The organism is Paenibacillus praedii (genome assembly GCF_049725345.1).
Lineage (GTDB): Bacteria > Bacillota > Bacilli > Paenibacillales > Paenibacillaceae > Pristimantibacillus.
Genome location: NZ_JBMWAM010000026.1, coordinates 41429 through 64871 on the forward strand (window position 1 = coordinate 41429; position 23443 = coordinate 64871).

The 23443-nt window shown below is 49.0% G+C and carries 25 protein-coding genes and 1 other RNA gene; 21 read left to right on the top strand and 5 right to left on the bottom strand.

All coding sequences use genetic code 11. From position 1 onward, the window contains the following. Positions 1–9: 9 nt before the first annotated feature. The 3 genes from cyoA to ACO9K6_RS18855 form a co-directional block, all read right to left on the bottom strand. Positions 10–996 carry a ubiquinol oxidase subunit II gene (cyoA, locus tag ACO9K6_RS18845; protein WP_424769097.1) on the bottom strand — a complete coding sequence of 329 codons (987 nt, stop codon included), beginning with the start codon at positions 994–996 and terminating at the stop codon, positions 10–12. Positions 997–1265: 269 nt separating this feature from the next. Next, the gene (locus tag ACO9K6_RS18850) at positions 1266–1553 is read right to left on the bottom strand and encodes a hypothetical protein (RefSeq protein ID WP_424769098.1); all 288 of its coding nucleotides are present in this window, start codon (positions 1551–1553) and stop codon (positions 1266–1268) included. Between the two features lie 179 nt (positions 1554–1732). Next, on the bottom strand, positions 1733–3838 hold the full coding sequence (locus tag ACO9K6_RS18855) for a transglycosylase domain-containing protein (protein WP_424769099.1): 2106 nt from the start codon (positions 3836–3838) through the stop codon (positions 1733–1735). 185 nt (positions 3839–4023) lie between these two features. Between ACO9K6_RS18855 and speE the strand changes: the two genes are divergently transcribed. The 5 genes from speE to argS all read left to right on the top strand — a co-directional run bounded on the left by speE (position 4024) and on the right by argS (position 8755). Beyond that, on the top strand, positions 4024–4851 hold the full coding sequence (speE, locus tag ACO9K6_RS18860; protein WP_424769100.1) for a polyamine aminopropyltransferase: 828 nt from the start codon (positions 4024–4026) through the stop codon (positions 4849–4851). A 37-nt stretch (positions 4852–4888) separates the two neighbouring features. Beyond that, on the top strand, positions 4889–5758 hold the full coding sequence (gene speB / locus ACO9K6_RS18865) for an agmatinase (RefSeq protein WP_424769101.1): 870 nt from the start codon (positions 4889–4891) through the stop codon (positions 5756–5758). Between the two features lie 220 nt (positions 5759–5978). Beyond that, complete coding sequence (locus ACO9K6_RS18870) at positions 5979–6488, top strand: DNA-deoxyinosine glycosylase (protein WP_424769102.1); 510 nt, start codon at positions 5979–5981, stop codon at positions 6486–6488. A gap of 117 nt (positions 6489–6605) precedes the next feature. Further along, positions 6606–7076 (top strand): YwiB family protein, encoded by a 471-nt coding sequence (locus tag ACO9K6_RS18875; protein ID WP_424769103.1) that lies wholly within the window; start codon positions 6606–6608, stop codon positions 7074–7076. Then, positions 7076–8755 (top strand): arginine--tRNA ligase, encoded by a 1680-nt coding sequence (argS, locus tag ACO9K6_RS18880; RefSeq protein WP_424769104.1) that lies wholly within the window; start codon positions 7076–7078, stop codon positions 8753–8755. Before ACO9K6_RS18875 ends, argS begins: the two co-directional genes overlap by 1 nt. Positions 8756–8780: 25 nt before the next feature. Here the strand turns inward: argS and ACO9K6_RS18885 are convergent, their stop codons facing one another. Further along, entirely contained in the window at positions 8781–9917 is a 1137-nt protein-coding gene (locus ACO9K6_RS18885) for a S8 family peptidase (protein ID WP_424769105.1), read from the bottom strand. A 461-nt stretch (positions 9918–10378) separates the two neighbouring features. On the opposite strand from ACO9K6_RS18885, the gene rpoE reads away from it, so the two are divergent. From rpoE to ACO9K6_RS18965, 16 genes are all read left to right on the top strand, one after another. Further along, entirely contained in the window at positions 10379–10957 is a 579-nt protein-coding gene (gene rpoE / locus ACO9K6_RS18890; RefSeq protein WP_424769106.1) for a DNA-directed RNA polymerase subunit delta, read from the top strand. A gap of 390 nt (positions 10958–11347) precedes the next feature. Next, positions 11348–12952: a CTP synthase gene (locus tag ACO9K6_RS18895; protein ID WP_424769107.1), complete on the top strand. Its 1605-nt coding sequence runs from the start codon at positions 11348–11350 to the stop codon at positions 12950–12952. A 157-nt stretch (positions 12953–13109) separates the two neighbouring features. After that, positions 13110–13508, top strand: coding sequence for a response regulator (locus ACO9K6_RS18900; RefSeq protein ID WP_424769108.1), 399 nt, complete (start codon positions 13110–13112; stop codon positions 13506–13508). Positions 13509–13713: 205 nt separating this feature from the next. Then, positions 13714–13830, top strand: a complete 117-nt coding sequence (locus tag ACO9K6_RS18905) for a class II fructose-bisphosphate aldolase (RefSeq protein WP_424769121.1) — start codon at positions 13714–13716, stop codon at positions 13828–13830. A gap of 59 nt (positions 13831–13889) precedes the next feature. Next, positions 13890–14111 carry a class II fructose-bisphosphate aldolase gene (locus ACO9K6_RS18910; protein WP_424769109.1) on the top strand — a complete coding sequence of 74 codons (222 nt, stop codon included), beginning with the start codon at positions 13890–13892 and terminating at the stop codon, positions 14109–14111. A 123-nt stretch (positions 14112–14234) separates the two neighbouring features. Next, positions 14235–15497 (top strand): UDP-N-acetylglucosamine 1-carboxyvinyltransferase, encoded by a 1263-nt coding sequence (locus tag ACO9K6_RS18915; protein WP_424769110.1) that lies wholly within the window; start codon positions 14235–14237, stop codon positions 15495–15497. Between the two features lie 100 nt (positions 15498–15597). Beyond that, positions 15598–16932, top strand: coding sequence for a transcription termination factor Rho (gene rho / locus ACO9K6_RS18920; RefSeq protein WP_424769111.1), 1335 nt, complete (start codon positions 15598–15600; stop codon positions 16930–16932). A gap of 21 nt (positions 16933–16953) precedes the next feature. Next, the gene (locus ACO9K6_RS18925; protein ID WP_424769112.1) at positions 16954–18207 is read left to right on the top strand and encodes a radical SAM family protein; all 1254 of its coding nucleotides are present in this window, start codon (positions 16954–16956) and stop codon (positions 18205–18207) included. A gap of 145 nt (positions 18208–18352) precedes the next feature. Further along, entirely contained in the window at positions 18353–18550 is a 198-nt protein-coding gene (gene rpmE, locus ACO9K6_RS18930) for a 50S ribosomal protein L31 (RefSeq protein ID WP_424769113.1), read from the top strand. Positions 18551–18633: 83 nt separating this feature from the next. Next, on the top strand, positions 18634–19044 hold the full coding sequence (locus ACO9K6_RS18935; protein WP_424769114.1) for a hypothetical protein: 411 nt from the start codon (positions 18634–18636) through the stop codon (positions 19042–19044). 176 nt (positions 19045–19220) lie between these two features. Then, positions 19221–19489, top strand: an RNA gene (gene ffs / locus ACO9K6_RS18940) — signal recognition particle sRNA large type. Positions 19490–19669: 180 nt separating this feature from the next. Then, positions 19670–21454, top strand: coding sequence for a DNA polymerase III subunit gamma/tau (gene dnaX, locus ACO9K6_RS18945; protein ID WP_424769115.1), 1785 nt, complete (start codon positions 19670–19672; stop codon positions 21452–21454). Between the two features lie 24 nt (positions 21455–21478). Next, positions 21479–21790 (top strand): YbaB/EbfC family nucleoid-associated protein, encoded by a 312-nt coding sequence (locus ACO9K6_RS18950; RefSeq protein WP_424769116.1) that lies wholly within the window; start codon positions 21479–21481, stop codon positions 21788–21790. 42 nt (positions 21791–21832) lie between these two features. Further along, complete coding sequence (recR, locus tag ACO9K6_RS18955; RefSeq protein WP_424769117.1) at positions 21833–22432, top strand: recombination mediator RecR; 600 nt, start codon at positions 21833–21835, stop codon at positions 22430–22432. 233 nt (positions 22433–22665) lie between these two features. After that, on the top strand, positions 22666–22914 hold the full coding sequence (locus tag ACO9K6_RS18960; RefSeq protein WP_424769118.1) for a DUF2508 family protein: 249 nt from the start codon (positions 22666–22668) through the stop codon (positions 22912–22914). After that, complete coding sequence (locus ACO9K6_RS18965; RefSeq protein ID WP_424769119.1) at positions 22911–23174, top strand: pro-sigmaK processing inhibitor BofA family protein; 264 nt, start codon at positions 22911–22913, stop codon at positions 23172–23174. The genes ACO9K6_RS18960 and ACO9K6_RS18965 overlap by 4 nt, the downstream gene beginning before the upstream one ends. A 64-nt stretch (positions 23175–23238) precedes the next feature. Here ACO9K6_RS18965 and ACO9K6_RS18970 read toward each other — a convergent pair. Then, the coding region (locus ACO9K6_RS18970) for a hypothetical protein (RefSeq protein WP_424769120.1) at positions 23239–23443 on the bottom strand (205 nt) is incomplete at its 5' end.

The following is a 23443-nucleotide window of genomic DNA, read 5'->3' on the forward strand; positions in this document are numbered from 1 at the left end:
CGTTACGGATTAATGTCCCGAGTGATGATGGGCGTTGGTATCTGTGCTGCTTTCTTCACTGCTATGATCCGCAGGTGCGGCTGCTTCTTGATCGGTATTTGCTTCAACTTCCGATGACTCGCCGCCATGGTGCTGATGCGCGCCGCCGCCGCCATTCACATACTGCGTTACAATTTTGTCGAACAGACCGTCGGGGAAGCTGGAGAACAGCTGTATATTAGAAGTGCTTGGTTCAGTCAGCTTCTCGAAGCCATCCATCGTAAGGGCAGGCGACGTAGCTTTCACTTCATCGACCCAAGCGTTGTAGTCCTCCTCCGACGTTGCGTCAACCGTAAAGGTCATTTGGGCAAAATCTTTACCGTTAAAATTAGCGCCTGAGCCATAGTAGCTGCCCTGCTCGTCAGCCTGCAGGTAGAGCGTCATGGCCATGCCAGACATGGCGTATAGCTGCCCGCCGAGCTGTGGAATCCAGAAGGAGTTCATCGCTGTATCGGATGTAAGCTGGAATTTAACCGGCACGTCCTCTGGTATTTTAATATAATTGACCGTCGCAATTCCCTCGTCCGGATATTTGAACAGCCATTTCCAGTCGAGCGAGGTGACTTGAATCGTAATAGCTTCCTTGTCAGATTCAATCGGCTTGGAAGGCTCGAGCTCATACGTGTATTTCACTGTAATGATGGCAAGGACAATGATGATAATAATCGGAATCACCCACCATATAACCTCCAGCTTGGTGTTGTGCTCCCATTTTGGCGTATAAGCAGCCTTATTGCCAGGCTTGTCGCGATACCGCCAGACAATCCATGCAGTCAGAATGAGCACAGGAATGATGATGATTGCGCATAAAAGAATTGAAATATAAATCAAATCTTTTTGAGACTCACCGATCGGGCCTTTCGGGTCGAGTACGATGAATTGCTCACCGCAGCCGGAAAGCGTAAAGGCCATAAGCAACAAGAGTACAGGGGTCAGCATACGAATAAACGGTCTCATAGTGGTTCAACTCCTCGAAATTTACTGCATACGACTACAATAGCAGGTCCGACATATAATATCTGCGGGGTTAACAATTACGTCAATATTTCGTCTTTTTTCTGTAATAGAAAGTTCACCGCTTCGACAACTGTCACGATTTGCTAAGGATTTAACTTCCAAGCGGGAAGCTATGAAGGAGTTGTCCAAATAACAAATAAAATAAACAGCCCCAACAGATTATGAATCTGATAGGGCTGTTTATAAGTTCCGCATATTGCGGCAGTTGGTTACAATAATGGCTCGCTTTGATTGAATGGCTGCTGCTCCTGCTGACGCCGCGCGTGCACAAGTCCAATCGCAGTACCGATGACGTAAATATGAACGCTGCCGATTAGAAAGCCGATGCCGACCATTAGTCCGACATTTTGATCGCTGAAATGGCTTAAGTTAACCAAGCAGAGCAGTACGCCGATGCTGAGAACGGCCCAAGCGATGATAGTCATGGCTTTAACGAGTCGTTTGACATCCGATTTGAAAGATTGAATCTGGTTGATTGATGCTGTTTTCGTTGTCATAATGAACACTCCCGTTTGAATGTAAGTGTTTTCCTAAGTCTACTATAACACAACTTCAGACTGATGTTCAAAGAAAATTCACTTTTTGATCATAAATCGGACAAAATTAGACGAAGGCGCCGCCTGTACAACTGGCAGCGCCCTAGTGCGTATGCATACGGCTCAATTGCATGACCGTGTTACTCTGTCCACCAGCGCTTGAAATCTGACCACCAGGAATGACGAGTCTTTGTCCTCGCGCTGTCCTCCTCCCGCTCATCAGCGTTGTCAGTACCAGCCGGTTCGCCGCATACCTCAGTCGGCTCTGTTCCGCTTAAGAAGGTCTCCAGCCGTTTGTTCGGGCAGGTATCCGCCGCCAGTCTGCCGCTGGTCGGATCAATATATACCGAGGCGACGCCTTGCGGAATCGGGAATATCTTTGGTGGAACGGCAGCGAGCGCCTGCTCGGTGAACTTGGCAAAGATCGGAGCTGCGCGGTAAGCCTCTGCGACGGTTAGCTTGCGATCCTTGTCGTAGCCAACCCATACGGCTGTTGCCAGCTCAGGGGTATAACCTACCAGCCAGGCATCTGTAGGCGTTGTACCAGTCTTGCCGGCAACGGGACGCTTCATTATAGAAGCGACGCGGAAGCCTGTGCCGCCTTCGTCGAAGACACTCTCCATTAAGCTGGTCAGGACATAGGCTTCTGCTGGAGCAATCGCTTGCTCGACATGTCGCTTTGCTTCATATAACGTCTGACCTTTGCGGTCTTCAATTCGAATGATAGCGATCGGATCGACATGCTTGCCGTCTGCCGCAAAGGTGCCGAACGCCGATGCCATCTCGAACGGGCTGACCGGAAAGGTGCCGAGCGCAAGAGAAGGGACGGGCTTCATCGGACTGTCGATTCCAAGCTTTCTTGCCGTTTCGATCACCTTCTCGGCGCCGACGGTCATAAGCGTATTGACGGCATAGATATTGTCCGAGCTTGCAAGCGCCTGTCGCATATCAATGTAGCCGCCCGCATATTTATCGCCGTAATTGTGGGGTTCATAGGTTTTACGGCCCTCATCATAGGTGAAGATCGTCGGCTCGCTCTTGAAGCGGGTCACGGGAGTCATATACCCGCTTTGCAGCGCGGTCAAATACAAGAACGGCTTGAAGGAGGAGCCTGGCTGACGCGTGTTGGCAAAGACGCGGTTGTACTGATTTTTCTTATAGTCCCGTCCGCCTACCATCGCTTTGACATAGCCGCTGCGCGGATCAATGGCGATAAGCGCCGCCTGCTGCTCGGAGCTCTCCGGTATGCCTTCCGTAATAACCTCTTCAGCGGCTGCCTGTGCGACAGGATCCAGCGTTGTATAGATTGTGATACCGCCCTCATTCAGCAGCTGCTCGTTGATGCCAAGCTCCTCAACGGCAAGGTAGCGGATATAATCGCGAAAAAAGGGAGCAAAGCCTTCGTGCTGACCTGATCCAAGCGGTTCAAAGCGAAGTATTTCCTTATATGCGGCGTCGGCTTGCTCGGGCGTAATCGAGCCGCCCTCAAGCATCGCCTGCAGAATGGTAAGCTGCCGGTCCTTTGCATTTTTCATATTAAGGTAAGGAGAGTAATATTTCGGTCCCTTCGGGATGCCGGCCAGCATGGCGCTCTCCGCGAGCGAAAGCTCGGAAGCATGCTTATCGAAGTACATCATAGCGGCCGCCTCGACCCCATAAGAACCATGCCCATAATAGATTTGATTTAAATACATGCCGAGAATCTCGTCCTTTGAATAATTCATCTCGAGCTGCACGGTGTACATGGCTTCCTTCAGCTTGCGCTGCCAGGTGCGCTCATGGGTCAAATATAAATTGCGTGCCAGCTGTTGCGTGAGCGTGCTTGCGCCTTGACGTGCAGACAAGCTCTGTACGTTCACCATGACAGCGCGCGCCATTCCTTTCATATCGAAGCCGCGATGGTCGAAGAAGCGGCGGTCTTCAATGGCCAGCGTAGCGTCTACGACATAATGCGAGATGTCAGAGAGCGGAACAGAGCGGCGATTCTCGCCGGCATGGAAGGTGTCGATCACATGGCCATGCAAATCAAGCATTTGTGAGGTTTGGCTGATCGAAGCTGTGGGCAGCGATTGCATGCGCAAATAAATAAGCGAGCCTGCGAGCAGAAGCATGAATAGCGTCAGCGCGGCAATCGTCCAGCGAAGCCACTTTTTTATTTTCAGAACATGGGGAAGAAACCTCTCGGTTATAATAGGAAATGCAACTCGGCGGCGGGGCTTACCCTGGCGCTTGGAGGGCTTATTCATGGAGCAGGCTCCCTTCAGCATGAAGCTTTACTTTTCCTTAGTATGGAAAAACGAGGAGTGCCGTATTCATAAAGACTGGGACGGTTGATGAATTTTTTGTTGATGAGGTTGGAAAAGGTTGCTTTTTTGGCCTGAAATACTATAATACAGGTTGAACCATTGAAGGAAAGAAGGGATATATCGACATGGAATTGTGGTATACGGAGAAACAGACCGAGAGCTTCGGCATTACGGCGAAGATTACGAAGACTTATGTAAATGAACAAACGGATTTTCAACAGCTCGATATGATCGAGACAGAAGAATTCGGAACGATGCTCGTTCTCGACGGCATGGTTATGACAACAGTGAAGGACGAGTTTGTCTATCATGAAATGGTTGCTCATCCGGTTCTGTTCACGCATCCAAACCCTGAGCATGTGCTCGTGGTAGGCGGTGGTGACGGCGGCGTTATTCGCGAAGTCATGAAGCACCCTAAGGTGAAGAAAGCCGTTCTTGTCGATATCGACGGAAAAGTTATTGAATACTCCAAAAAATATTTGCCGACGATTGCCGGCGAGCTCGACAACCCGCGCGTAGAAGTGCTGGTGAACGACGGCTTCATGCATATTCATGATCACAAGAACACATATGACGTTATTATGGTTGATTCCACGGAGCCGGTTGGCCCTGCTGCGAACCTGTTCACGCGCGGCTTCTATCAAGGTATTTATGAAGCTTTGAAGGAAGACGGCCTTTTCGTTGCGCAGACGGACAACCCGTGGTTCAAAGCGGACCTGATCCAAAGCGTGAACAAGGACGTGAAGGAAGTGTTCCCGATCGTGCGTGTATACGGCGCGAACATCCCGACTTACCCAAGCGGTCTGTGGACGTTCACAATGGGCAGCAAGAAGCATGATCCGCTTCAAGTGGACGAGGCTTCCATTCCTGAGATCGATACGAAATATTACACGCCGCGTCTTCACAAGGCTGCATTCGTGCTTCCTAAGTTCGTTGAAGACCTCGTAAAATAAGCGAGCGGCTGCAGACAAGAAAGAGAGGACAACCCTCATGAAATTGGATCAAAAATATTCCGGCAACGTCTTCATCCTGAGCTCGGATAATTATGAAGCCTCCAAAGCGGTCATCTACGGCATGCCGATGGATTTCACCGTCAGCTTCCGTCCGGGCTCACGCTTTGGTCCTCCTCGCATCCGCGAGGTGTCAATCGGGCTGGAGGAATACAGCCCTTACCTGGATCGCAGCCTTGAGGACATCGAATATTTCGATGCCGGAGACCTGCTGCTTCCATTCGGCAACGCAGCGCGCAGCCTCGAAATCATCGGGGAATTCGTGGGAGGCGTGTTGGCTGACGGCAAAATGCCGGTTGGACTCGGCGGCGAGCATCTCGTATCATGGCCGATCTTCCAAGAGGTCTACAAGAAGTATCCTGACTTGGCAATCATCCACTTCGATGCTCACGCTGATCTTCGCGAGTCATACGAAGGGGAGCCATTATCGCACTCGACCCCGCTTCGCAAAGCGGCAGGTCTTATGGGCGGCAAGAACATCTACCAGTTCGGCATTCGTTCCGGATCACGCGAGGAATGGCAGTATGCGCGCGAGAACATCAACTTCCATCCGTTCGAAGTGCTCGAGCCGCTGAAGAAGGTGCTTCCTGAGCTTGTCGGTCGTCCCGTTTATTTGACGATTGATATCGATGTGCTTGATCCATCGGCAGCACCTGGTACAGGTACAGCGGAAGCGGGAGGCATTACATCGAAGGAGCTTATCGATGCCGTTCACGCGATTGCGCGTTCCGGCGTTAACGTTGTTGGCTGCGACCTCGTTGAGGTTGCGCCCGCATACGATCCAACAGAGCAGACTCAGATCGTAGCGGCTAAGGTTATCCGCGAGATGCTGCTCGGATTTTTGAAATAAATAAAAAGCTTGCACCCTTCCTTTGAGGCGGCTGCAAGCTTTTTATTTCTGTAAATACCGGTCAAGTAAGGAACCTGCGTTGATAAAAAGACGTTTTCCGCGTAACCTTAGTGGAGACGTCTTTTTGCTTTATATAAAAAAAGGATGATAACCATTAATCCAGGCTAAACTTACGACGATGGAACACGGTTCCAATAGAGAATACATAGGAGGACTGACGATGCGCATTTACTCTTTTCCGCCCGTTATCGACGAGCGCGCCCGTGTGCTTATTCTCGGAACGGCACCTAGCGTCAAGTCTCTCGAACATAAACAATTTTATGGACATCCGCAAAATTTCATGTGGCGAATTATTTACCGATTGTTTGCCGAATCCGAGCCTGATCCGGTCTATGAGAACCGACTTGCGTTCTTGAAGGAGCATCGTCTGGCACTGTGGGATGTGATTGAATCCTGTGAAAGGGAAGGCAGTCTCGATGTGAACATACGAGGGATTGTTCCGCAGAAGCTGCCGGAGCTGGTAGCGAAATACCCGGAATTGCGCTGCTTTGCCTTTAATGGGAGTAAGGCTTATGATACCTTCCTAAAGCATTTTCGCGGGGATGAAAGCTTTAAGGACATTGTGCTGCTGAAGCTGCCGTCATCCAGCCCGATCCCGACGCCGAAGGTGCGAACGCTCGAGGATCGCGTGGAGGCCTGGAAGGCCATCATGCCTTATGCTATGACTTAACCGTATTCTAGCGTTGAAATTAAAGGGCTACCTGTATATAGTAGTTACATAAGATTAAAGGAAGTCTGTGCTTATGAAGCAAGCTTTGCGAGCGCAAGGCTTTTAAGGAGAAAGAGGATGGCTGATAGCAGAAAAGTACGAATAACGTTAGAGAGCGTGCAGGATGGGATCACACAGACCCACGCCTACGAGGGCGAATGGTTCCGCAAGGCGCGCTCGGTGTTCATCCGCTACAGTGAGCCTGCAGCGGAAGGCGATCCGATGGCAGGGGAGGTGCGCACGCTGCTGCGCTATCGTCCGGAGGAGATGTCGATTGTGCGGCGCGGTGTCATTGAATCCGAGCAGCTATTTGCGGTGGGGCTTAGGCGGACAGGCTATTACCGTACGCCCATGATCTCATTTTCGCTAGAGACGGATACGACTCAGCTAACGCTTACACCGGATTCCGCTGAGGCTCATGCAGCTATGGATGCAGGACTGCCATCGCAGCTGCCTTTTACAATAGAGTGGCAATACGAGATGCACGTCAGAGATCAAATGTCGGGTCGGTTCCACATACGGCTCCATATTCAGGAGGAACTTCATTAATGAACGCAAATGTACTTGAAAACATGTATGAACAGGTCAAAACGGCGATTGCGGATGCAGCCGTAGCTGCTGGCCTGGCAGCACGGGAGGAGCTTCCGGCCATAGTACTGGAGGTGCCGAAGGATAAAACGCATGGTGATTTGGCTACGAATGCCGCAATGCAATTGACGAAGCTGGCTAAGAAGAACCCGCGTCAAATTGCGGAGGCCATCATCGCTCACCTAAATACGAAGCAAGCTTCCATTCAGTCCGCTGAAATTGCGGGACCGGGCTTTATTAATTTTCGTATGGACAAGAGCTATCTCTACCCGGTTGTGACCGCAGCGTTGGAAGCCGGGGATCAATACGGCCGTATCGCGGACGGAAATGGCAAGCGTGTTCAGGTAGAGTTTGTAAGTGCGAATCCAACGGGCAGTCTGCATCTTGGTCATGCGCGCGGGGCAGCGGTAGGGGATGCGCTCTGCAACGTACTGGATTATGCCGGCTATGACGTGACGCGTGAATACTATATTAATGACGCAGGCAAGCAGGTCGAGAACCTCGCTGTGTCGATTGAAGCCAGATACCGCCAGCAGCTGGGTAAAGAGGCTGAGATGCCGGAGGACGGCTATTATGGAGAAGATATTATCGGCTTTGCCAAGCTGCTCGTTGAGCAAGAGGGCGATAAGCTGCTGGCGCTTCCGGATCAAGAGCGGTTCACGTTCTTCCGTCAGTTTGGCTTGGAGCGGGAATTGGATAAAATCAAGCGGGATCTCGGACGCTTCCGCGTCTCCTTCGACGTATGGTACAGCGAAACCGCGCTATATGAGAGCGGTCAGGTCGAAGAAGGACTGGCAGCGCTAAAGGCTTCTGGACATGTCTACGAAGAAGAAGGGGCAACGTGGCTCGCTACCATGCCGTTTGGTGACGACAAAAACCGTGTCCTTGTGAAAAATGACGGCTCGTACACTTATTTGACGCCGGATATCGCCTATCACCGCGACAAATACAGCCGCGGCTTCGATCAAATGATCAACATCTGGGGCGCCGATCACCATGGTTATATTCCGCGGGTGAAGGCGGCTATGGAAGCGCTGGGCAACGACCCGAAGAAATTGACCGTGCTTATTGCGCAGATGGTCAGCTTATTCCAGAACGGCGAGAAAATGAAAATGTCCAAACGTACCGGCAAAGCGGTGACGATGGAGGATTTGATGGACGAGGTAGGCATTGACGCCATCCGTTACTTCTTCTCGATGCGGAGTATGGATTCGCATCTTGATTTCGACATGGATCTCGCGATTTCCACGTCCAATGAAAATCCGGTTTTCTATGTACAGTATGCTCATGCTCGTATTTGCAGTGTGTTCAGACAAGCGGATGAGCAGGGCATTACGCTGAAAGCTGCAGACACGATTGATTTCAGCAAGCTGACGGCAGAACATGAATTCGATCTGCTGCGCAAAATCGGCGAGCTGCCGCAGGAAATAGCGGAGTCTGCTGCGCAGTATGCGCCGCACCGTCTCATTCGTTATGTCTATGAGCTGGCTTCGCTGTTCCATAGCTACTATAGAGCGGAGCGGGTCATTACAGAGGATGCTGAGCAAACGCAGGCCCGCCTTGCTTTGCTGGGGGCTGTTCGTCTGTCCATCGCGAATGTGCTGCGCCTTGTCGGCGTTTCCGCGCCGGAGCGGATGTAACGAAATAATAAAACAAGCCGAGGAGTCATGCTTTATCCACGGCTTGGATCATACGCATCACGTCAAGCTCGCCGACCGTTCGGCGGGCTTTGTTGCCTCTTAGAGGCTGTACGGAGCGCTTGATAATGTTTTTGATTTCAGCGGGCGCAAGCCCTGGCTTGTGAGCAAGCAGCAGAGCAATAGCGCCGCTGACATGCGAGGTAGCCATAGAGGTGCCGCTCATTTCGTTATACTTGCCGCGAAGCCACGCGGAAACAATTTTGTCCCCGGGCGCATATACATCTATAAAGAGCCCGCGATTGCTGAAGGGAGCAACACGGCGGAGCTTGTTGGTAGCGCCTACTGATATGGTCTGCGGATAACGTGCGGGGTAATCGACGGAGCGTTGTTTGCCATCATTGCCGGAGGATGCAACGATGATAATACCGGCATTGTACGCATTAATAACGGCGCTAAGCAGCGCCTTGCTTTTGGTCTTCATCCCAAAGCTCATATTAACGACGTTCATTCGATTACGAATGCACCATTCAATTCCTAGAATAATGTCGGAAACGAATGCGCTCCCATTGTGATCGAAGGCCTTAACAGGGGAAATAAGCGCTCGCGGCGCTACGCCGATCATTCCCTGCAGCTGATTGGCCGCGGCAATCGTGCCTGCGATATGCGTGCCGTGACCGTTATCATCATGAGGAAGCATGCTTCTGTTCATCAGATTGATGCCTCTCGATAACGAATGGTACAAATCGGGATGGCTGAAATCAACCCCGGTATCAATGACGCCGACCTTGATGCGATGGCCGGTTGTCGTGCTCCAGGCAAGCGGCGCTTTTATTTGATTGACGCCCCAAGGAATCCCTTTGTCTATAAAAGTCGACTTTTGCGCTCCCGCATGCACACTAATTTTGCAATCCTTCTCAATCCATATCCGGCCTGAGAATTGCTCCAGCGTTTCTTGGGCAGGCAGCCTGCAAGAAATAGCGCGAATACTATTCATCTGTCTAATTCTTTTTCGAGGTGATGACGACGAAGTGACCGCGGGCAACTGCTGAATGAAGGTTCTGTAGTCGCTCGCATGCTGAAAGCGGATAATTCGCTTTACAGTCGCCTTGTCCGTGCAAGCCATCGTATCCTGCAACAAGCGGATAAAAACGGTGGTGTCCAAATTTGGCTTTCCCTCCCGACGGACCATGCTGAACTATTGTATGAACGAGCGTGCCATCCTGTATAAGCAACTGGCCTTTTTTCGCATAAATAGGCATCAAACCGTGTCAAATAATATTCTTGGACATAGGATAACAAAGAGTTCTCAGGGGCTCTTGCGTCCAAGGTGCGGTAGCTCATGTCGCAGCCGAATGGATACAGTCGAGGCGGAGGGATTTTCCCTTCGCTTTTTGCATTTAAGTCCAAGCTATGGCGACAGCCGAATAGGCCGCTTGCTTTTTTGCAAGAAATAGGTTTTACTATACTGTGACTAGCGTAAGCGGCTAAAGCCATCCTCTGGTTGCAAACGCGCATTTCACGGGAAATGCAAGCAAAGTACAAGAGGAGATCGGCAGGCATGGCCTTACATTTAATTGGAATAAATGAGTACATAATTTAATTGGCAAGAGAGGATGTGTCCATATGAGCAGCAGCAATTTCACGCTAAAGCTGGATCCTGAACGTATGAAGGAAATGCCTATGGTCGATTTGGCGTTCGAGGTGCTGAAGGCGGCCAATACCCCTTATTATTATCGCGATCTCATGATGGAGATCGCTAAAATACGCGGTCTTTCCCAAGACGGAATCAATCAATTTATCGCACAAGTGTACACGGAGATTAATATTGATGGCCGATTTGCTTGCGTAGGCAGCAATATGTGGGGCCTTAAACGCTGGTACCCGGTAGAGCGCTCCGAGGATCCGGTCGGCAATGCGAAGCGTACGAGAATCATCAACGATGACGATGATTTAGAAGATGATGATGTGTTTGCGGATGAGGAAGATGATTCGTACACCGAGCAGGAAGAGGATTACGACGTATTTGATGAGGATCGCGAAGACTTCGAAGAGTCGGAAGAGGAAACGGAAGTCGATGAGGAAGTTGCAATCGACGACGAGGAGCTTGACGAGGAAGCAGTCGACGGAGAATTGGATTCGGAGGATGACGATGCCGAAGATGATGATGAATTCGATGATGAAGAAGAGGACGACGATAAGTAGTTTGCTTAAGCGAAGATTAGGATATCAGTTTCGCTTGACAGGTCCTATAAGGGCAGAGTAAACTATTGCATGGGCTAAAGATTCGGTTAACAAATAATGCATACATGCGTAGACGTCTGGCACCGTCCTTTGACGGCAAGAGTTCGTTTCGCGGTGAAATATAAGCAGAGTATATAGTTTGAGCTTATGCTTACTTATATTTTTATATATGCCAAAAAAGGAAAAGTGCCCCGTAGCTACGGGTGTCACTTTTTTTGTTTGTGGGGGATAGGTCTGTAGGATGTATTTCCACAAACTGGATGGATAAGCAGAGTGTATCTGCATCCATGTTTATCGAGTAAATGGGCAAACCTAAACATTAACCATAGGAGCTTGGAGGGTATCATCACAGTGACCAAATATATATTTGTAACCGGCGGCGTAGTGTCGTCCTTGGGCAAAGGTATCACAGCAGCCTCGCTGGGACGATTGCTTAAGAACAGGGGCCTTAAAGTAACGATTCAAAAGTTCGATCCCTACATCAACGTGGACCCAGGAACAATGAGTCCATACCAGCACGGAGAAGTGTTCGTCACTGACGACGGCGCAGAAACGGATCTAGATCTTGGTCACTACGAGCGTTTCATCGACATTAACCTGTCGAAGAACAACAATGTGACATCGGGCAAAGTTTATTCCAGTGTCATTACAAAGGAGCGCCGCGGCGATTACTTGGGTGGTACTGTTCAGGTTATTCCGCATATTACGAATGAAATCAAGGAACGTGTTTTCCGCGCTGGGAAAGAAGCCGGCTCGGACATCGTAATCACGGAAATCGGCGGTACAGTGGGTGACATCGAGAGCTTGCCGTTCCTGGAAGCGATTCGTCAAATCAAGAGCGATATTGGACGCGACAACGTGATGTACATCCATGTTACGCTCATTCCTTATATCAAAGCGGCAGGCGAAGTGAAAACGAAGCCAACACAGCACAGCGTTAAGGAACTGCGCAGTATCGGTATTCAGCCGAATGTTATTGTATGCCGCACAGAGCATCCGCTCGCAGAGGATTTGAAGCGCAAAATAGGCTTGTTCTGTGATATCGACGCCAGCGCGGTTGTCGAATGCCGCGATGCTTCAACACTCTACGAGGTTCCTTTGATGCTGCGTGAGGAAGGGCTTGACGAAATCGTCGTCAACCATCTGAAGCTTAAGACGGAACAGCCGGATATGCGGGAGTGGGAAGAGCTTGTTAAGCGCGTGAAGTCGCTTCACAAAACGACCGAAATTGCGATTGTCGGCAAATACGTAGCGCTTCATGACGCTTACCTCAGTATCGTAGAGTCGCTTGGACATGCAGGTATCGCATCAGAGTCCGAAGTGAATCTTCGTTGGGTCAATGCGGAGGAGCTTACTGAACAGAACATTGCAGATCAGCTGCAGGGCGTTCATGGCGTTTTGGTTCCTGGCGGCTTCGGTGACCGTGGTATTGAAGGGAAAATTACAGCGATTAAATACGCTCGTGAAAATAAAATTCCGTTCTTCGGCATCTGCTTAGGCATGCAAGTGGCCGTTATTGAATATGCGCGCAATGTTGCTGGCTACGCGAATGCGAACAGCTCGGAAATCAACCCGTCCACGCCGTATCCGGTGATTGATTTGCTTCCGGACCAGAAGGACATCGAAGATATGGGCGGCACGATGCGTCTCGGTCTTTACCCTTGTAAACTTACTCCGGGCACGCTTGCGTCGAAAGAGTATGGAGAAGAGCTTGTATACGAGCGCCATCGTCACCGGTATGAGTTCAATAATGAGTACCGTGAAGCAATCGAATCGGCAGGCTTGCGCTTCTCAGGCACATCACCGGACGGGCGTCTGGTTGAGATGGTAGAGATTGCTGATCATCCGTGGTTCCTGGCCGTACAATTCCATCCCGAATTTACTTCGAGACCGAATCGTCCGCAGCCTTTGTTCCGCGGATTTGTACAGGCAGCCCTTCAATATTCAGGAAATTAAACTGCATCTGCGGCAATGACATATTCTTTAACAACTTCAGATAAGTTTTTCTATTTGAGGAGAAGGATTATATACCCACCAAAGCGAATATATTAACGATTATGGAAGAGTTGGCCATTTTTTTGGGGGTAAGCTCAGTCGTGGGAGGTATATCGAGTTGGAGAAGAAGAAAGTATTGATCGTGGATGATCAGAACGGGATACGCGTGCTGCTTATGGAAGTGTTTAGCAGTGAAGGCTACAACACTTTCCAAGCGTCTAACGGCAAGCTGGCTTTAGAAATCGTGAAGAACGAATCTCCCGACCTCGTACTGCTGGACATGAAAATTCCCGGTATGGATGGTTTGGAAATTTTGAAGCACGTGAAAGCAATCGACCGTAATATTAAGGTCATTATGATGACCGCATACGGTGAACTGGATATGATCAAGGAAGCGACGGATCTAGGCGCTTTGATGCACTTTACGAAGCCATTCGACATCGATGAGATGCGAATTGCAGTAAATATGCAGCTGCGCGGAGGCAATTCGACAAACCGCTTTGCTATAGGCACTTAGCATTTAGAATATTTAACGGCATCGTCGCTTGCAAATAGACGGTGTCGTTTTTGTTATTTAAAGGACAAATATAGTCCGTAATACCTGAATGCATGCGGGAGTAAAACAAGCTTTACTATTTCAACCCGCGATATGTTATAATGACTCAGAATGACAAGTCGGAACGGGCTTGAACAAGAGGTTACAGTTGCAGTGGCACAAGCTGATGCAACAAAAATCCAGTCTTCCAGTCACTTTGCACCTTGACCATGGCAGCAGCTTTGAAGTTGCTATGAAATGTATCCGTGCAGATTTCTCTTCCGTTAAGTTCGATGGACTATGATATCATTCAAAAAATAACCGATGCGATTCCAGTACCGGTTGTCATGCATAGCGGTTCGAATGTTCCAGACGAACGCGATTCCATTATCAATCCAAGCTTGCGTAGATAAGATCAACGTCAATACGGAAAACCAAGTTGCTTGCACAAACGCAATTCGCGAAGCTCTAGCAGCTAATGGCGAATTGTTCGACCCATGTAAAAACCTGACAGCTGCTCGCAACGCGATGAAGGCTGTTATTCAGGAGAAAATTCGCTTGTTCGGCAGTAACAACCAAGCGTAACAAACAGGAGCAAGGGAATTCAAGCCGCCTCATGAAGGCATGTGCATCAAGTGCAAGCCTGCTGCATTTGTTTTGGCGGCTTTCCTTTGTTCCCTTCCAACTCACGGGAGGAACAATGACTAGATGGAGAAATTGATGATACGAGGTGGACGGCCGCTGCGCGGCACCGTTCAAATCAGCGGAGCGAAGAACAGTGCGGTTGCGCTTGTTCCTGCTTCCATTTTGGCAGAGTCAGAAGTTGTGTTAGACAATTTACCGATGATCAGTGATGTAGCGGTATATAGTGAAATATTAGAAGAGCTTGGAGCAGTCGTAAAGCGCGACGGAGATATGATGCGCATTGATCCTTCGAAGCTGACATCGAAGCCAATGCCAAACGGCAAAGTGAAATTATTGCGCGCATCGTATTATTTGATGGGGGCTATGCTTGGCAGATTTGGCGAAGCGACGATTGGGCTGCCAGGGGGCTGCAACTTCGAGCCGAGACCGATCGATCAGCATATTAAAGGATTTGAAGCGTTGGGCGCTACGGTTACCAATGAGCACGGATCGATTCGAATATTCGCTAAGGAGCTGCGCGGCGCGAAAATTTATCTCGACGTGGCAAGCGTTGGAGCAACGATTAACATTATGCTGGCGGCCTCCCGGGCCAAAGGATTTACGATTATCGAAAACGCGGCAAAAGAGCCTGAAATTATAGATGTAGCTACTCTCCTAAATGCCATGGGCGCAAAAATTAAAGGTGCCGGAACTGAAACGATTCGAATTGAAGGGGTCGATCAGCTGCACGGTTGCCGACATTCCATCATTCCCGATCGAATTCAAGCTGGTACGTATATGATTGCAGCTGCCGCAACGCGCGGCGATGTCCTAATTGATAATGTGATTCCGAAGCACTTAGAAGCGATGACCGCAAAGCTCGAAGAGATGGGTGTGCAGGTCATTGAAATGGACGAATCGATTCGTATTATCGGCGGTCCTGAATATTCTTCTATCGATGTTAAAGCACTTGTATATCCAGGCATTCCTACGGATTTGCAGTCACCGATGACGACCTTGCTTACGCAAGCGAATGGCGTGAGTATTTTGACAGATTATGTATACGGCACCCGTTTTAAGCATGTGCCGGAGCTCACCCGTATGGGGGCTACTATTCGTGTCGAAGGCCGTTCCGCCATCATTGAGGGCGGCAAACTGAATGCTGCTAAAGTGAAAGCCGCAGATTTGCGCGCAGGGGCTGCCCTGGTAGTCGCAGCTTTAACGGTGGAAGAGGGCGTTACCGAAATAACGGGCGTTGAATACATCGATCGAGGCTATGACAACCTGGTAGAAAACCTGTGCAGACTCGGCGCTGATGTATGGCGCGAGAGCGATTCATCCGAATAAAGAATAGACGATGCCTGATTCGGCAATGCTGGTTAATCAGGCCATCGTATATACTAGATATCCAAACCTATTAATGAAAACTGAATAAAGTGGTGAGAACATGACAGAACTTCAGATCGCTGATCTCGAAGAGATGAAGTTGACCGAGTTATATAAGCTCGCAAAGCAATATCAGATCGCTTATTACGGTACTTTGAAGAAGAAAGAGCTGATTTTCGCAATCCTTCGCGCGCAAGCGGAGAAGAGCGGCCTCATGTTCATGGAAGGCGTGCTCGATATTTTACAAGAAGGCTTCGGATTTTTGCGGCCGATCAACTATTTGCCCAGCAAAGAGGATATTTATATTTCAGCTTCGCAAATTCGCAGATTTGATCTGCGGAGCGGCGATCTCGTATCGGGCAAATGCAGACCTCCGAAGGAGAATGAACGGTATTTTGGGCTGCTGCAGGTAAACGCCGTGAATGGCGAGAATCCAGAGACCGCATCCGAACGACTGCATTTTCCTGCGCTTACTCCACTATATCCGGAAAAGAAGCTGGTGCTCGAAACCACGCAATCGAAGCTTTCCACACGAATTATGGATTTGCTTGCCCCTGTGGGGCTTGGGCAGCGCGGCTTGATCGTGGCCCCTCCAAAGACGGGTAAGACCTTGCTCCTGAAAGAAATCGCACACAGCATTTCAGAAAATCGTCCTGACATCGAACTGTTCGTTCTGCTTATTGATGAGCGTCCCGAGGAAGTAACGGATATGCAGCGCTCCGTGAAAGGAGAGGTCGTGGCTTCAACCTTTGACGAGCTGCCGGAGAATCATATTAAAGTAGCGGAGCTTGTGCTCGAAAGAGCGCTTCGCCTTGTCGAGCATAAAAAGGACGTTGTTATTTTGATGGACAGCATTACTCGTCTTGCAAGGGCTTATAACCTGGTCATTCCTCCTTCTGGCAGAACGCTTAGCGGCGGTATCGATCCAGCAGCGTTTCACCGTCCGAAGCGGTTTTTTGGCTCGGCGCGAAATGTTGAAGAGGGTGGCAGCTTGACGATTCTCGCAACTGCGTTAATTGAAACAGGTTCACGTATGGATGATATTATTTATGAGGAATTTAAAGGAACGGGCAATATGGAGCTTCATCTTGACCGTAAGCTATCTGAGCGTCGTATCTTCCCTGCTCTCGATATGCGCAGATCAGGTACGAGACGTGAAGAGATGCTGTTAACGAAGGAAGAGCTGGATAAGGTGTGGGCGATTCGCCGCAATATGAATGATTCGCTGGAATTCGTTGACAATTTCTTGAAGAAGCTGAAGGATACCGAGAACAATGAGCAGTTTCTCATGTCTTTGGATACAACAACGGAAGCGAAGCCGGAGCGGACCGGCATGAAAAGCAGTACAACAACGACCGGCAGACGTCCTACGCCTAGAACGACGCACGGATCGTAAGACCGCAGGAAGGAGGGCATCATGAATCTCGTATATGCGGATGCAAAAGGAAATGTATTTGATCATCCCGATTTTGTTGCTTTAGCAAGAAGCGGCGATATGATTGTTGAAATTATGGAAAATGAGCTTATTCCTCTACCGAATGGAGCGACACTGGTTAGTTTGCCGTTCACACGGCCTATCGGATTAAATCCGGTAACTGGTGACATGCAGGTCTTGCCTGGCGATGTACAAGCGGTTGGCGCACTTATGCCCCAAGGCTTTACTCGTCTATGCTTGCCTGGATACGTTAAAGCGGACAAGAATGAGAAGCTTCCGTTATTCGGCTATACAGCTGTCGTCTGGAAGGACGGTCAGTTCTATGTTACTGCAGAGAAGTCCGATGACCCGGAGAGATGGGATCCGCTTAATTGCGATCGCGGAGAGCTTGGTATTCAGGTGGAGCGCCTGCTCGCCAAATATCCGGAAAACCGCTTATATAAACACTTGTCGAACTGTGCCTTAGGCTACGAATGCTTAACCTCGTCCAATACATTTTTGGGACGGTGGGAGGGTGGGGTTCCGGTTTCCTATTCATGTAATGCGGGCTGCTTTGGCTGTATTTCTGAGCAGCCGGATGATAGCGGGTTTGTTGCTCCGCAAACGCGGATGAACTTTAAGCCTACGGTCGATGAAGTGGTGGAAATTATGCTTGAGCATTTGCGAGAGCCGGATTCCATTATCAGCTTCGGTCAGGGCTGCGAAGGAGAACCGTCAACGCAGGCAAAAATTATTGTGGAAGCTATGCAGCGCGTACGCAGTCAGACATCTCACGGTTATATTAACATCAACACTAATGCGGGATTAACCGACTATATGCGTGCGATTGTGGATGCCGGGCTTAATCTTATGCGTGTCAGCACGATCAGCGCGATTGATGAGCATTATAATGCTTACTACAAGCCGCGCGGATATACGCTGAAGAATGTTGAGAAATCTCTCAAATATGCGACAGACAAAGGTGTGTACACGTCAATCAATTATTTGATCTTTCCTGGCGTTACCGATCGCGAAGAAGAAATCGAAGCGATGATCGGGTTCGTCAAGCGTACAGGCTTGAAGCTCATTCAAATGCGCAACTTGAATATTGATCCCGAGAGCTATTTAGAGATTATACCGAAAGCACAGGGCGAGATATATGGCATGAAGCAAATGCTGGAAATATTCCGTGAGGAGTTGCCGGGCGTTGTAATTGGCTCATACACCCATGTACCTCCAAAGGCGTTGCAGCGATAATCTTCAACTCCTAAGGCAATAATGTGATGAACATAAGATGAGTGATTATTCATTGCAACTATTAAACAGTTCGTGCTATAATCGTTAATGCGTGATTTTAAACTCTGGGTCCGCTTGTGATTCAGGGCAGAAAGAGGTGAATGAGATGAAACAAGGTATTCATCCGACATACAATGTCATTACAGCTACTTGTGCTTGTGGTAACTCCTTCGAGACTGGTTCGATTAAATCGACCCTTCGCGTAGAGGTTTGTTCCCAATGTCACCCATTCTACACGGGTAAGCAGAAGTTCCTGGATGCCGGCGGCCGCGTCGACCGTTTCAAGAAGAAATACGGTATTTAATATTACAAATCGTTCCGCCTTTATTTGGCAGAATACAAGGACCTCCCTCAGCCATCCTAATGGTTAGAAGGGAGGTTTTTTGATTGCATTCAAATCGATTTGAAAAACACGGAAACCGCCGCTGGCTATGGCTTTTCTTGATGATTGTGTGCATCTCCTTGCTCACAGGAGGCTGCGGTGATCGTGACGATGATAAAGTGAATACCTATGGTCAGGACGGCTATATGGGCTATTCGAACAGTAATCCTAATTTGCCGGGACGGCATATGGCCTTGACCTATGAGAAGGATGGCAATATGGTCAAGCAGGTGCTTGAGCCGCTTGACGGTATTGAACGCACGCAGGTTGTTTTCAAAGGTGCTGATTTATATGTTAACTTGAGAGTGAACAAAAAGCTTTCCGATTCCGAAGTGGATCATATTCGAACGAAGGCTCAGTCTATCGTTCAGTACAATATGCCTAGATATCATGTTTATGTAGCAATCAAGAAATAATACACGGAGCAGTGTTCCTGCTTTCATCGTGTTTATTTTTCAAGCGGATTCACTTATCTAAGCCCTGATATTACGTTAGTTTTTCAGGAAAACCAGGCGTTTTCCGAGGGAGGCTGACGAATGGCAGTTTATACCCTGGTTGCACTTTGAGACGAGATCGGATATACTTATTTTTGCCGTGCTAGATGGGGAGGTAGCGGTGCCCTGTAACTCGCAATCCGCTGTAGCGAGGTTGAATTCCTGCTTGAGGTTATGCTGATGCGGGGTCTTGGCACTTGATAGCAGTGTTGACAGTTGGGTCCTCCGCAATGGACGTTTATGAACCCGGTCAGGTCCGGAAGGAAGCAGCCGTAAGTAAATTAGTTCATGTGCCGGGGGAGTGCCTGGCTCGAGCTGTGATGCAAGAATGTCGCCTGGGTCGCATTTATCAGGAGTAGGTGCACGGTTCAAATGTTCTTATAACAACAACAGTTTACGCTTAATAAAGCACCTGTAAACGCTATTCGATTTAATCGGAAATAGCGAATACAGGTGTTTTTGTTGTATAATAGAGCCATCGGAATGAGCTGGCGGCGGTGGCCGTTCAAGCTAGCGATAATTAGGCAAGTTGAAAGGAAAGGTCTGCGTGTCACATATCGCTTTATACCGTGCCTGGCGTCCGCAGACGTTCCGGGACATGGTCGGACAACAGCATATTATCCAAACGCTGCAGAATGCGATTCGCGAGCAGCGCGTGTCGCATGCGTATCTTTTTAACGGACCACGTGGAACGGGCAAGACGAGTGCCGCGAAAATATTGGCCAAGGCGGTAAACTGCGAACGAGGGCCGGCTGCGGAGCCCTGCAATGAATGCGATGCTTGCATTGGGATTACTGCGGGACATATTATGGATGTAATCGAGATTGATGCTGCATCTAATCGCGGTATTGATGAAATTCGAGATATTCGCGACAAAGTGAGATATGCGCCTTCAGAGGTCCGATTCAAGGTTTATATTATAGATGAAGTACATATGCTTACGGCCGAGGCGTTTAACGCTTTACTCAAGACATTGGAGGAGCCGCCCGGGCATGTTATTTTCATCTTGGCAACAACAGAGCCGCATAAGCTTCCTGCGACTATCATCTCACGTTGTCAGCGGTTTGATTTCAGGCAAGTATCGCTTGAGGAGCAATCAGAACGCTTATTAGAGATTTGCCGCTCAGAGGGCATTCGGGCAGATGAGGACGCTATTTCTTATATAGCCCGTTTATCTGAAGGCGGCATGCGTGATGCGATTAGCTTGCTGGAGCAGGTATCTGCCTTCGGCGGCGAAACCATCACGCTGGAGGCTGCAATAGATGTGACTGGCGGGATGGCGGCAGATCATTTCTATCAGCTGGCGGAAGCGGTTAAGGATCGGAACGTAGCAGCGGTAATGCCTTTAGTCGAGAGACTGATGCAAGCCGGCAAGAGCGCGGACAAATGCATGGAAAACTTAATTTATTATTTCCGTGATCTGCTCGTTTTGAAGCTGGCGCCTCAAGGCGGGGCTGCAACGGAGCGTGTCGTTGATCCTCAGCGGTTTCAGGCGATGGCAGATGCCTTTACACCCGATCGGCTATTCGCCATGATTGATACGCTTAATCGGTACCAGGTTGAGCTCAAGCATGCTGCACAGCCTCAAACCTTATTTGAAGTGGCGCTTATGAAACTTTGTACACTTAGCGAGGGGCAGGCAAGAGAAGGAGCATCAGGAGGCAATGCATCTGATTCAGCAGGTGCACCTTCAGCGGAGATAGGTCGATTGCGTCAGCAGATTGAAGTGCTGGAGCGCAAGCTGGAGCAAGCACTTAAGAATGGGATAGCCGTTGCCGGTCAACCAGCTGAGGGAGGCGGCGCTGCAAGGCAGACGGGCACTCGCTCGAATGCGGTTCGCAGCTCTTTTGGCGGGAGTTCTGGCGGTATGGCACGTGCTTCTGTTAAGCTGGATAAGTATCTGGCAGAAGCGCAAAATCCGGCGTTTAATGCATTCCGAATGAAGTGGAATGATGTGCTCCAAGGCGTGAAGGATGCGAAAATCACCGTTCACGCGTGGCTGAAGGATGGAGAGCCTGTAGCTGCTGCAGAAGGAGCCGTGCTTGTTGCATTTAAGAACACGATGCACCGGGAAACTACGGAGAAGCCTGCTAACCGTGAGATTATCGAGAAGGTTATGTATGATGTTCTTGGAGAGCAGCTGCGTCTCGTTACGGTCATGATGAAGGATTGGCAGGCGGCTGCAGCTGGAGCAAGCCAGCTGCAGAGTGAGGCGCTGCAGCTGGAGTCTGAACCAACAGAGGCTTCAGAAGCCGCAAGTCAGCCCATCTGGGTGGAGGAAGCGGTAAAGCTCTTTGGTGAAGATTTGGTTGTTGTGAAGGATAACGATTAAATTCTAATGATGGGGTGATTGGTAATGAATAATATGAATCAAATGATGAAGCAAGTGAAGAAGATGCAGGACCAAATGATGAAAGCGCAGGAAGAGCTGGAAACGAAAACGGTGGAAGGCACGGCTGGCGGCGGAGTCGTAACGGTAGTAGCCAACGGTCACAAAAAATTACTTAGTATTGCGATCAAGCCGGAAGCGGTAGATCCAGAAGATGTAGAAATGCTGCAAGATCTTGTTCTCACAGCTGTTAATGATGCGCTATCGAAGGTGGATGAGCTTGCTAACAAGGATATGGGCAAGTTTACTGGCGGCATGAAGATTCCTGGATTGTTCTAAGAGGCGGCAACGCTTCCGTTTTGAAAGGAGCTGTACCCCGCTTTGTATTATCCCGAACCGATAGCGAAATTAATTGATGCATTCTCGCGACTACCGGGTATTGGTCCGAAAACGGCCGCTCGTTTGGCGTTTTATGTGCTTCGAATGAAGGAAGACGATGTCATTGATTTTGCAAAGGCACTGGTCAGCGTCAAGCGTAATTTGTTTTATTGTTCGGTTTGTTGCAATATTACGGACACGGATCCCTGCAAAATCTGCCAGGATAAGTCGCGTGACTCATCCGTGATTTGTGTTGTTCAAGAATCGAAGGATCTTGTCGCGATCGAACGTATGAAGGATTTTCAAGGACAATATCATGTTCTTCAAGGGGCGATTTCGCCTATTGAAGGGATAGGTCCGGATGAAATTCGAATTGCGGAATTATTGAGAAGGCTTAGCGATGAACGGGTGCAGGAGCTAATTCTAGCTACTAACCCCAACATTGAAGGCGAGGCGACGGCGATGTATTTGTCCCGGCTCGTAAAGCCATTTGGTATTAAGGTTACACGTATTGCTCACGGACTGCCTGTTGGCGGAGACCTGGAATACGCAGATGAAGTCACACTGTCCAAAGCGATGGAAGGCAGGCGTGAATTGCAATAACAATGAAATGCATTTGGAAGTAACAAGCAATATTTTTCAGAACGGCAGGCCAAGAGCGAATGAGCTCTCGACCTGCCGTTCTTTGTTGTATTTGGCGACGGCTCGTATTGAAAGGTAACCATTTGTACGCAACATCCAGCCTCTGTAAACTAACGAACACGTTCTATTCCGCATGCCAAGCTTATACATATAGTAAAAAGCTGATAACGTGCTGGACAAGCGGAGGGATGTTAGTGAGCCATCAGATGCAAAAAATGGATCAGGCTGTAGAGAAGCGAATGGAGCAATTAAGCCAGGAAATCACAGAAGCGCATCAGGAGTGGGAGAACGCTAATCGTTTTTTTAATTATGCAGTTGGCAAGGATCAGGTTGATTATGCGATATATGCGATGATCTCGGCTGAGAAAAGATATGAAATGCTGCTGCGCACCGCAAAGCAAATAAAAGGCACTTGGCCAGTATGGAAAGGAGACTTCAAATGAAAACAGTTTGGCTGGCGATATTTATTGCCTCATCTTTATTATTGATTGCAGTTGTATTACGTAATAGGCTCTCTTGGGGATGGCTTCGTGTATTTTCGCTTCATTTGGTAATGGCGGCGGCATTATTATATGTATTAAATTATTCAGGACTTGTTCCGGGGATGTATATTCCACTTAATCCAGTAACCTTGGGGGCGGTAATTGCTTTAGGTATTCCCGGGGTTGCTTTGATTATTGGATTACAATGGGTTGTAGTTTAAGAAGTAAAGGCATGTGTTTAATGAAACGATTGTATAAAAGGTTGACTTCATAGGTATTTATATGCTACATTAGTTCTCGCCCCATGAGTAAGTGAACAAGCTTCAAAAAAAGATTTAAAAAAATAGCTTGCATTAACTTGGGCATCTGTGATATATTATAAAAGTCGCCGCTGAGACATACGCGGACGGCAAGAAAGAAAAGATTGCTCTTTGAAAACTGAACAACGAGTAAAACTGCCTCATGAATCCTAACGGATTGATGAAAAAAG

Bases quoted from the DNA above. Each gene is read 5' to 3' on its own strand.
- cyoA (WP_424769097.1), bottom strand. From the start codon at position 996: ATGAGACCGTTTATTCGTATGCTGACCCCTGTACTCTTGTTGCTTATG.
- ACO9K6_RS18850 (WP_424769098.1), bottom strand. From the start codon at position 1,553: ATGACAACGAAAACAGCATCAATCAACCAGATTCAATCTTTCAAATCG.
- ACO9K6_RS18855 (WP_424769099.1), bottom strand. From the start codon at position 3,838: ATGAATAAGCCCTCCAAGCGCCAGGGTAAGCCCCGCCGCCGAGTTGCA.
- speE (WP_424769100.1), top strand. From the start codon at position 4,024: ATGGAATTGTGGTATACGGAGAAACAGACCGAGAGCTTCGGCATTACG.
- speB (WP_424769101.1), top strand. From the start codon at position 4,889: ATGAAATTGGATCAAAAATATTCCGGCAACGTCTTCATCCTGAGCTCG.
- ACO9K6_RS18870 (WP_424769102.1), top strand. From the start codon at position 5,979: ATGCGCATTTACTCTTTTCCGCCCGTTATCGACGAGCGCGCCCGTGTG.
- ACO9K6_RS18875 (WP_424769103.1), top strand. From the start codon at position 6,606: ATGGCTGATAGCAGAAAAGTACGAATAACGTTAGAGAGCGTGCAGGAT.
- argS (WP_424769104.1), top strand. From the start codon at position 7,076: ATGAACGCAAATGTACTTGAAAACATGTATGAACAGGTCAAAACGGCG.
- rpoE (WP_424769106.1), top strand. From the start codon at position 10,379: ATGAGCAGCAGCAATTTCACGCTAAAGCTGGATCCTGAACGTATGAAG.
- ACO9K6_RS18905 (WP_424769121.1), top strand. From the start codon at position 13,714: ATGCAACAAAAATCCAGTCTTCCAGTCACTTTGCACCTTGACCATGGC.
- ACO9K6_RS18910 (WP_424769109.1), top strand. From the start codon at position 13,890: ATGTTCCAGACGAACGCGATTCCATTATCAATCCAAGCTTGCGTAGAT.
- ACO9K6_RS18915 (WP_424769110.1), top strand. From the start codon at position 14,235: ATGGAGAAATTGATGATACGAGGTGGACGGCCGCTGCGCGGCACCGTT.
- rho (WP_424769111.1), top strand. From the start codon at position 15,598: ATGACAGAACTTCAGATCGCTGATCTCGAAGAGATGAAGTTGACCGAG.
- ACO9K6_RS18925 (WP_424769112.1), top strand. From the start codon at position 16,954: ATGAATCTCGTATATGCGGATGCAAAAGGAAATGTATTTGATCATCCC.
- rpmE (WP_424769113.1), top strand. From the start codon at position 18,353: ATGAAACAAGGTATTCATCCGACATACAATGTCATTACAGCTACTTGT.
- ACO9K6_RS18950 (WP_424769116.1), top strand. From the start codon at position 21,479: ATGAATAATATGAATCAAATGATGAAGCAAGTGAAGAAGATGCAGGAC.
- ACO9K6_RS18965 (WP_424769119.1), top strand. From the start codon at position 22,911: ATGAAAACAGTTTGGCTGGCGATATTTATTGCCTCATCTTTATTATTG.